Genomic DNA, 8,453 nt, shown 5'->3' with positions numbered 1-8,453 from the left:
CGCCTGGAGTACGATTATCGCAATAACCTGGTGCGGGAAGAACGGGACGATAACCCGTTTAACTGGAACCGCTGGCAGTACGACAGCGCCGGGGCCTGCTCGCTCAGGACGGCTCGCTGCCCGGTCAGGAGCAGTGGCGCTGGGATGCGGCTGGTAATCCGTTAGAGGGCGCTGGAAAGAAGATTGCCCATAACCGGGTCACGCAACTGAACGGTATTCAGTGGCGTTATGACATCCACGGCCGTACCGTAGAGAAGGATAACGGCCAGATCCGCTGGCACTACCGGTACGACGGCGAACACCGCCTGACGGAGGTTATCAGCCAGCCGCGGGATCGCAAAAGGCCGCAGATGCAGGTCAGCTTCCGCTACGACCCGCTCGGACCACGCATCAGCAAAATGCGACGCCAAATGCAAGGCGGACAGCTAACCGGCAAGCCGGTTTGTCTGGGAAGGGTTCCGTCTGCTGCAGGAGCTGCACGGAGACGTGCCTCTGACCTATGTCTACAGCGACCAGGACAGCTACGACCCGCTGGCGCGAATTGACGGCGTGGAAGCGCCGGGGATCTTCTGGTTCCACTGCCAGTCCAACGGCACGCCAGAGCGGATGACGGATATCGAAGGGCAGGTGCGCTGGGAAGGGGTGAACAGCGCCTGGGGCAAGCTGTTGCGGGAAAGCGAGACGCAGGGATCAGGATATTCCCAGAACCTGCGGATGCAGGGTCAACACCTGCATTGTGAGATGGTTGCACGACAATCTGTTCCGGTATTACGACCCGGACTGCGGACGGTTTACGCAGAAGGACCCGATAGGGCTGGCGGGGGAGATAAATCTTTACCTGTATGGTGCAAATAGTCTTACGCGAATAGACCTTCTGGGATTAAAACAAGAGGAAGTTATACGCTATACGAGTAAAGATGAGGCGATTGCATCAGCTTCTGAGCGTGGTGGTAAAGGTGGATTGGTCCCAAATAATCGAGGTGATAAAGCCATATGGGTTAATCATGATAGCCGACCAGGATTTAACCCTGGATAAAAATATCCTTCCTCGTTTTAATGATAAAATCACTTCATTCCAGATTGAAAAGAAAGATGCTAAAGGTAATTGGAAGAAATGTGGTAAGAGGATTACGTAATGATTTTTGAAATGTTTATACATAAAATTGAACACTTCACTAATGCGAGAGCAGAGATTGAAAGTTTTGGAAAATATATCTATGTTCAGGATGAACCGGACCTATTCCCCGTTTGTTTTAAAAAAGAAAATGGGAAGCATGTAGAGTTGAGTCGTTGGCAAACTTACTTTCCTAAAGTTATGTTTCAGCGTGCGTTAAACAAGTTAGGCCTAAGTGAAGATGGTAAGTATGCATTTGAAGTTTTCCTTTCTCGATTAGGTTATCTTTTTCAAATAGATAACCGACAGCGTATAGATAAAGATATCTTTATCTTGTTTTATATCTATCAACTGTTTTCTTTAAAAGATAACGAAGAAGATTACGCTATAAAAGCAAAAAGCTTTTTTTTAAGATTTTTGTGTTTTGAAATGGGCATGGATGATGACTCTTATAATTTGCTATGCATTACTAAAGATGGGATTTGTATAAATACTTCTCAGCATGGTAATGTCTCAATATTGTCTTTGCTTGAGCAATTTTATGTACAATTTGAAAAAAAGAAAAACTTTGAAGATATTAAGTCTATAAAACATTATCAATTATCAGTGCTGAATTTTTTGTTTGTTGCGAACAACGATAGAAGTTCCCTGTCTTTTAATGATAAAAACTGCTACCTTTGCGATCCTGATAGTTTTATTAATACTTATGAGAAATCTAAAAAAACAATTTATAGAGCCTTGGAACATTGTTTTGACAAGTATCAATCCACGAAGAATTTACTAATATCAAATTTCATTCTAATGAATTATTCGTATTATATTGTTAGAAATAATTTGGCTGATCTCAAAACTTTAAGAAGACATGTTTCTTCAGATATGTTTAGACAAATAATTTCCTCAATAGTGTACAGAGTTTTTTTTGTGAATGAAGACGAGATATTTAAGGTGGTTGGCAATGAATATGACATCAGCCTTGAAAAAAATGAAGGTCGAATGCTATTTAATTTAATATATTCGATTTAAGGCATTAATGTTAGATCACTGTCGGGGGGCATTAGGTTTTGAATGTTCAAACCGCTGTCGAGCCCTCGATTCTTGAAGGCCAAACCATGGCAGGACAATAGATTTACGGTTTGCTCGTTGTAAGTTGAAAACTTGGTATCTCTCATACCGTGCCTTGGCGGATGCCTCTATTAATTGTGCGGATTATTTTCTTAACCAGAGGATTCTTTATTGGAAAAAATAATTTGTTATTTCCGCCAAGTATTACGGATAATTCATGTGGGAAAAGGGTCATTTTGTAACTTTTAAAAATATCTACATGAGCGAGGCAAATGTATTCTCCTTTAAAGTCCCTAAGCGGATGGCGGATTTAAAAGAAGAAAGTGCAATACCTCAGGTTGGTTATCGTACTAATCCGTTACATCAAGAGGGATTAATTCCTAAGCGTGTGGATCCGACAACGCCAGTTAGATCGTATGAATTACCATCAATATGGGCAGAATGGCTTGACGAAGTAGCGATTCCAGTCTCGGGGAGTGTAAAATAGGTTATTATATGAATATTAATAAAGATGAAGAACTCCTTGTGATAATAAAGAACGAAGGAAGATTTTATTGGTTCGTGGCCTTTAAAGAAATGTGGGTTTTAGACAGAGCAAAATGGGTAGAAGATTTTGTGAGAAGTGGGATGGAAATAAACCTACAGGATATTCATAAGGAAAGATATAACATACCAGTTGTAAATGAAGAAAACGCAAAGATATTCATTGATGGTTTAATTAAAGATGCTTATTTATATAATAAGGATGATATAGCTGAGGAGTTTTATAATAGGCTTTCGCAAAAAACCACCTGGTGGGATATATATGATCTAATGCCAGATTTGTTTATAGACTTTGATAATAAAAGACTATATTCCCAATATGTCGAAAGTATGCATTATCACAAATATGTTCCTGATGATTGGCAAGGTGAACTTGTAGATTTCTGCAGTGATGGATCGTTACCTCAAGATGAAATGTTATGGATAAAAAATGAGACAGATCATAGGAGCATTGTAATCACTAAAGGGTAAAAATATATTTCCAACATACCATTTTTTTTGAGTGTGCAATGGTAGATGCATCATGTTAATCTTTAACCATTGCGCTGAATTGTGAAGGAGATGGAATTTACTATAATTTAATTCTTTTTCCGAATGGATGGGTATAAATGATTGATTTTAATGCTGATATTTTATCAGGGAGAGCGCTAGGTAACGTGTTTTTGGGTGAAAATATAAGTAAATATATGAATGAGTTATATACCGGGTTTAAGGTAAATTACTTTGATTATTTTTTGCCTGATGATGAGAAAAGGCTTGCATATATTGTAGATGACACTATCACAATCGCTACCCTTGAAGATGGAACGATCATTTCGATTGGTTGTAATGTAAGCTATAAGGGGAGGTATAATAACATATTACAACCAGGTCAAACGATGAGGCAAATAATCGACTTGACTAATAAACAACGCATTTTTAATGGTTTCATTATTATAAATGACAACTTTGGTTTTTCATTTGAGTTGCCAGCGCCTTATGATGAAATCGCAGATAGCATTGCACATGTTCCACTGGATCTCGTTCTAAATGAAATCCGTGTAGCTGATTACTCTGACTGGAATCCTCAAAAAATATAACGCTGAAATGTGAGTTGGGATTGATACTACAGATTATAACTTGACATAATAGTGTTTTTAATTATTTCATAAAAGATTAAGTATTGAAAATTATGCATGCAATAATACATTTCCAAACAAATACAGCAACAATTGTGATTTATGATTTAATGTCACTAAAACATAGACTTAACGATGATGTAGATTGGTGGAGCCTTCCAGAAGATGAAGTTGAAGAAATAAATAAAGGTAATGTGTTATTTCTCAATCTTGGAGATGATGGAACCTATAAAGTCCATATTAAAAGAGATGTTGATGAATGTACCGGGTCGCTATTTTTAAACGTACCTTCTGGAAAGGTTTTCATTGGGGCGGGAGAAGATGTCACTGGCGGAGATCTTGAGCCTGACAACTCAGATGCCATTTCAGGTGAGTTTATTACTTTAGAACCTGGTAGTTACGAAGTTAAATATAAAAAGCAAGATTCAAATATTCTAATTTCCTTTGCAAAAGCAACGATTACTGAAAACTCATTAGAAGAGGGAGTTTATCTTTGAATGAAAAAATAGAATAATACAAGTAGTTCATCACATAGTCATTTTTAACAATTTTCTTTTTCCTTCTGCACGCACCTTGCTTGCTTTTTTGCACTTTGCTTACTCTTAACCTCCATAATCGGTCATTATACTCGTGACGAATAACCCCAACCTCAGGATAGCCCCCGTAGTTGCTGACCACCCGCAGCGAGTACGACCTCCTCGGGCTTCTGCATCGCCGGGATGTTTTACCCGCCAACGAGCCGCCAGGTGCTGGGCGGACAGCCCGCCGGTAAGCTGGTGACCACCTGGTTTGTCCGGGAAGGGTTCAGCCTGCTGAAGGAACTGCATGGAGACGTGACGCTGACCTACGTCTACACTGATTTGAGAGATATAGTTTTGCGAGGTAACACAGGACTTGATGCTCATCAAGCGGGGCAAAAAGCTACTATGAAAGATCTTGTAGAAGGTTATGACCCTAAAACTGGCCCGTCAATTTTAGTACCTTAAGAAAGCCATACTATATCAAAAGAAGGTGTCGGTATTGTTTCACGAAGAAAATTAATCCTTCAACTGGCTAACCATTTGCTAATGCGAGGGAACTGCTTGCTAGAGACATCTTAGAATTAAGGCGAGTTTATCAAGACATTGCAAACAGCGTTCTTCAGGAATTAATCGCAAAAAATAAAGCAATGTATCCTGAAATGAGAAAATCAAAACCTAAAGGTAAAAGTAATTGTAGGAGATAATGTGAATAAAGATGAGTTAGTTGTGAGATCATTACTTGCCGAGCTTTTAGGCGATACGCTAAATTATTATATTGATAATCTATCTGATTTATCCAAGTCAAATGGTGATGAAGATCCTTATTCGCGGGCAAGAAGTGTAATTCATAAACTATCCCCAGAAGAACAGGAGAAAATTTTCAATTTCCTTAGGTTGGTCATTGTAGATACAACTTCTACTGTTCTCGGAACAATCGATGGTTCACGTTTCCCTCCAAATATTGATGGGGATTTTAAACTTGAATATGACGGCGATGAAATACAAGGCTCCTTACAAGATGAATTAATTTCAAGATCTGAAGAGCTTGGTGTTTATAAATAAAGATTCTATCAATCTTTAACCATTGCGCTGAATATATAGAACATTGATAAGAAAAATTGGTTTTTTTATTCCATTTTTTATTATGCAATTAATGGCTGGTTAGTTTCAGGAAAGAAACAATAATTGCCCTTATTAATAATTACAACTAATTCCTCAATAAATGCGAACCTAATGGAGATAATATTTATCTCAATATAGGATTTATTCATTTATAGGTAAGCCGATATGGAAAAGCAAGATTTAATTGATCAGTTAAATGAAGTTGAAAAGATTATACACATGTCTTTACCTTCTGAATATAAGCGCTTTATGATTGAGAACGTCAAAGATAGCTACTCTTATGAAATTCAACGAGCAAATGGTGGCCAGCTTTATGTTTTCAATTGTTTTGACTTGCTTGAAAGAAATAATACATACACAATTCAATCGGTGGAGCCTGACGTTTTATTGATTGGTCAAGATGGTGATTTGGGATACTTTTTGAATTTGCGTAAAGGTACTGATGAGATTTATTATTTAGATCTTGGAGCGTTAGGAAGTCTGGACATGGATAAAGAAAGTAATAGCATATTTAGGCTATAATGTTTGATTTATTAATCATCTAGTTCAGAACATTGAAAAATCCTCGTCAAATCGTGAATTTTTTTCAAAACAAATCAAATAGTAAAAAGTAGTTTATCAAATCGCAATTTTTAATGATATAATCTTCCCCTTCCACACCCGCGATCCACCGCTGGTCTCTCTGCCTGGATTACGATTGCCGCAATAACCTGGTGTGGGAAGAGCGGGACGATAACCCTTCACGATGAAAAGAATATTATCTATGGAGGACGTGGGGAAGCTCCAGCTCGTTTGAATAGCCATGCGAATACACCGGGTAAATCACATTTGCAACAGTTGATTATGTTTGATAATAATTTGACCAAAGCGGAAATTAAATTCCTGGTACAAAGGATTATGGTTCTTAATGGTGGAGCTAAGTCAGTGATCTCCTTAAAAAATCTCATAAATAAAATCAGATCATTTAGTCCTTATAACCTAAATGCTAGCACATAGGATATTGCGGGTCATAACAGTGATTGGGGTGGAAAAGTATTGAAAGATGCGTTATCAATTCTGAAAGGTAATAGCTTATGAAAGTAAAATACAAAGAGGGTGACATCTTTGTCATTCCGATGAGTAATGGGAAATTTGCGATTTGCCAGATTGTATTTGCTCCAAAAGAAAAGTTTAAGAAAGCAATAGGTTTCTGCATTTTATCAATACAGAATACGGAGGAGCTTGAAGATAACAGTTCACTGAGACCTTTATCTTTTGAAAAGTTTGGCAAAGAGATGAAGGTTGTTTTCACTGGCAATCAGAATATTAGCAAAGGCATTTGGAAAATTATTGGCCACGCTAATCTTACTGAAGAAAAAAAAGAATTAAAAATATTTAATTATGCTGGCGGCTTATATGATGGGGAGGACGAAATCAGGCGTTTATCTGTTGCTGAATATCCAAATTACACAACAATGGGGGTTTCAGGCTTTGAGCTTGTCGACAATGTTCTGATAAATATTTGATCATCAGGGGAGGCGGGCTTCCTAAGCTAATTTTCATACAGCAACAGCTCATAAACACCTTAAATAAATTCGCGATTTTTTTGAACATCTGGCCAAATAATATATGAATCATTTCAGTAACTGTGAAAAAAAGATTGGACGTGCAGATATTGCTAAAAATGAAGAAGAATTATCTATTATTCTTCCTGATGATTTCATTTCACATTATCTGCAATTTAATGGTGGCACTCCTGAGAAAAGTTGGTGGGCCGATGATGAAGATTTTGAACCAGTAGAGGTGGCTGGGTTTAAACCGTTTATTTATAATAGTCAGACAAATGATGACCCTAGATCTTTAATTGATGGTTGCTATGTCAGCATGTTGGATAGGCAAGTGATCCCAAAAAACCTTTTTCCCTTCGCAAATGATTGGGGAGGGAATTTCTTCTGTCTGGATTTAGATAATTACTCAATTGTATACTTTGCTACAGATTCTTTTGATGAGTATTTGACTATGCAAGAGAATCATATAAAACTTCAAAGATATCTGACAAATTCATTTTCCATCTTTGTTAATGGATTGGTAACAGAAGAAGATCTTTCATAAGAAGCCATTGAATGTTAGCAATACATTCACTACAATTAATAAGGGTAAATGTAAATTGAATAAGATGCCAGATAATTCAATTGTTGTTATTGATGTGGCTGGGACTAGTATAAAAATACGTGTTTTGGGAAGTGGTTTAATTAAAAAAATGCAGGCGATAGGTTTTTCATTAAAAGATGAGTTTATGGTTATACCTGTAATTGACGAACAGAATAAACAAAGAATAATAAGACTGTTAGTTGACGAAGGTGCTCTTTTTTTATTTGGACATGGTTGGTATCCATCTGAAGTAATAGAGTATTATAAAGAACAAAACATCAAATTTGGTAAATATAAAATTATTTACTGGAGTAATAGAAATACATACCATATAGAGGAGAGATAATCCCTCATAAAATAAATTCTGAAGAGCACTAATCAACCATTCAGATAATCTTCAAAGTACAGGAAGAAAAAATACTTTTGTTTTACCGGCTGAAGGCGTTTTTTTACTTAAAATTGAAAAAGTCAAAGGAAGTAAATGTTGTCTGTAGCTTCACAGTTCATACCCTGAATACGACCAGGGTCGTGTTCAACAGCTGCATGCTGAAAATAGAGTTATTAATTACGACAAGATTGATATTTTCTCAGAGGAACTATGATAAATTTGCAATCTTATAATGAAGCATTGGATTTTCTGGAATTATTTTTTCAAAAATATATTCTTGATTATAATTGCCTCCAGGATATGCAATCTATTTTAGAGGGTTGTCGAAAAGAAAAAACGGTTTCTATTCGATCTATAGACTCATGCTTTATGGTATATAGACGAAAGACTCAAGATTATAGAGTCATTGCTCATGAGGAACAGGAGATATGGAGGCAGTTGTTCAATATATGGCA

General features: G+C 37.2%; 11 protein-coding genes and 1 pseudogene. All 12 read left to right on the top strand.

The window, feature by feature from the left end:
- Nucleotides 1-1,136 (top strand): annotated as a pseudogene (locus AC0TOY_RS04800) (RHS repeat domain-containing protein); the annotation flags it as partial.
- Entirely contained in the window at nucleotides 1,136-2,137 is a 1,002-nt protein-coding gene (locus AC0TOY_RS04795; protein WP_473721547.1) for a hypothetical protein, read from the top strand. The pseudogene AC0TOY_RS04800 and the gene AC0TOY_RS04795, both read left to right, overlap by 1 nt.
- A 256-nt stretch (nucleotides 2,138-2,393) precedes the next feature.
- A complete protein-coding gene (locus AC0TOY_RS04790; RefSeq protein ID WP_155267927.1) occupies nucleotides 2,394-2,663 on the top strand; it encodes a hypothetical protein in 270 nt (89 codons plus the stop codon).
- Nucleotides 2,664-2,671: 8 nt separating this feature from the next.
- Nucleotides 2,672-3,190, top strand: a complete 519-nt coding sequence (locus tag AC0TOY_RS04785) for a hypothetical protein (protein WP_024907047.1) — start codon at nucleotides 2,672-2,674, stop codon at nucleotides 3,188-3,190.
- A 137-nt stretch (nucleotides 3,191-3,327) separates the two neighbouring features.
- The gene (locus AC0TOY_RS04780; protein ID WP_473721546.1) at nucleotides 3,328-3,798 is read left to right on the top strand and encodes a hypothetical protein; all 471 of its coding nucleotides are present in this window, start codon (nucleotides 3,328-3,330) and stop codon (nucleotides 3,796-3,798) included.
- A gap of 92 nt (nucleotides 3,799-3,890) precedes the next feature.
- Entirely contained in the window at nucleotides 3,891-4,334 is a 444-nt protein-coding gene (locus tag AC0TOY_RS04775) for a DUF6386 family protein (protein ID WP_048990654.1), read from the top strand.
- Between the two features lie 222 nt (nucleotides 4,335-4,556).
- Nucleotides 4,557-4,823: a hypothetical protein gene (locus tag AC0TOY_RS04770; RefSeq protein WP_061714946.1), complete on the top strand. Its 267-nt coding sequence runs from the start codon at nucleotides 4,557-4,559 to the stop codon at nucleotides 4,821-4,823.
- A gap of 240 nt (nucleotides 4,824-5,063) precedes the next feature.
- Nucleotides 5,064-5,420 (top strand): hypothetical protein, encoded by a 357-nt coding sequence (locus AC0TOY_RS04765; RefSeq protein ID WP_073961520.1) that lies wholly within the window; start codon nucleotides 5,064-5,066, stop codon nucleotides 5,418-5,420.
- A 225-nt stretch (nucleotides 5,421-5,645) separates the two neighbouring features.
- On the top strand, nucleotides 5,646-6,002 hold the full coding sequence (locus AC0TOY_RS04760; RefSeq protein WP_473721545.1) for an SMI1/KNR4 family protein: 357 nt from the start codon (nucleotides 5,646-5,648) through the stop codon (nucleotides 6,000-6,002).
- A gap of 551 nt (nucleotides 6,003-6,553) precedes the next feature.
- Nucleotides 6,554-6,985 (top strand): immunity 26/phosphotriesterase HocA family protein, encoded by a 432-nt coding sequence (locus tag AC0TOY_RS04755; RefSeq protein ID WP_473721544.1) that lies wholly within the window; start codon nucleotides 6,554-6,556, stop codon nucleotides 6,983-6,985.
- 103 nt (nucleotides 6,986-7,088) lie between these two features.
- Nucleotides 7,089-7,571, top strand: coding sequence for an SMI1/KNR4 family protein (locus AC0TOY_RS04750; RefSeq protein ID WP_023292200.1), 483 nt, complete (start codon nucleotides 7,089-7,091; stop codon nucleotides 7,569-7,571).
- Between the two features lie 64 nt (nucleotides 7,572-7,635).
- Entirely contained in the window at nucleotides 7,636-7,956 is a 321-nt protein-coding gene (locus tag AC0TOY_RS04745) for a hypothetical protein (RefSeq protein ID WP_071994458.1), read from the top strand.
- Nucleotides 7,957-8,453: the final 497 nt, after the last annotated feature.

This window comes from Enterobacter sp. PL_is379 (assembly GCF_055817355.1).
The sequence above is the reverse complement of the archived record's forward strand: the minus strand, read 5'-3'. Positions and strand labels throughout refer to the sequence as shown.

Bases quoted from the DNA above. Each gene is read 5' to 3' on its own strand.
- AC0TOY_RS04795 (WP_473721547.1), top strand. From the start codon at position 1,136: ATGATTTTTGAAATGTTTATACATAAAATTGAACACTTCACTAATGCG.
- AC0TOY_RS04790 (WP_155267927.1), top strand. From the start codon at position 2,394: ATGTGGGAAAAGGGTCATTTTGTAACTTTTAAAAATATCTACATGAGC.
- AC0TOY_RS04785 (WP_024907047.1), top strand. From the start codon at position 2,672: ATGAATATTAATAAAGATGAAGAACTCCTTGTGATAATAAAGAACGAA.
- AC0TOY_RS04780 (WP_473721546.1), top strand. From the start codon at position 3,328: ATGATTGATTTTAATGCTGATATTTTATCAGGGAGAGCGCTAGGTAAC.
- AC0TOY_RS04775 (WP_048990654.1), top strand. From the start codon at position 3,891: ATGCATGCAATAATACATTTCCAAACAAATACAGCAACAATTGTGATT.
- AC0TOY_RS04770 (WP_061714946.1), top strand. From the start codon at position 4,557: ATGTTTTACCCGCCAACGAGCCGCCAGGTGCTGGGCGGACAGCCCGCC.
- AC0TOY_RS04760 (WP_473721545.1), top strand. From the start codon at position 5,646: ATGGAAAAGCAAGATTTAATTGATCAGTTAAATGAAGTTGAAAAGATT.
- AC0TOY_RS04755 (WP_473721544.1), top strand. From the start codon at position 6,554: ATGAAAGTAAAATACAAAGAGGGTGACATCTTTGTCATTCCGATGAGT.
- AC0TOY_RS04750 (WP_023292200.1), top strand. From the start codon at position 7,089: ATGAATCATTTCAGTAACTGTGAAAAAAAGATTGGACGTGCAGATATT.
- AC0TOY_RS04745 (WP_071994458.1), top strand. From the start codon at position 7,636: ATGCCAGATAATTCAATTGTTGTTATTGATGTGGCTGGGACTAGTATA.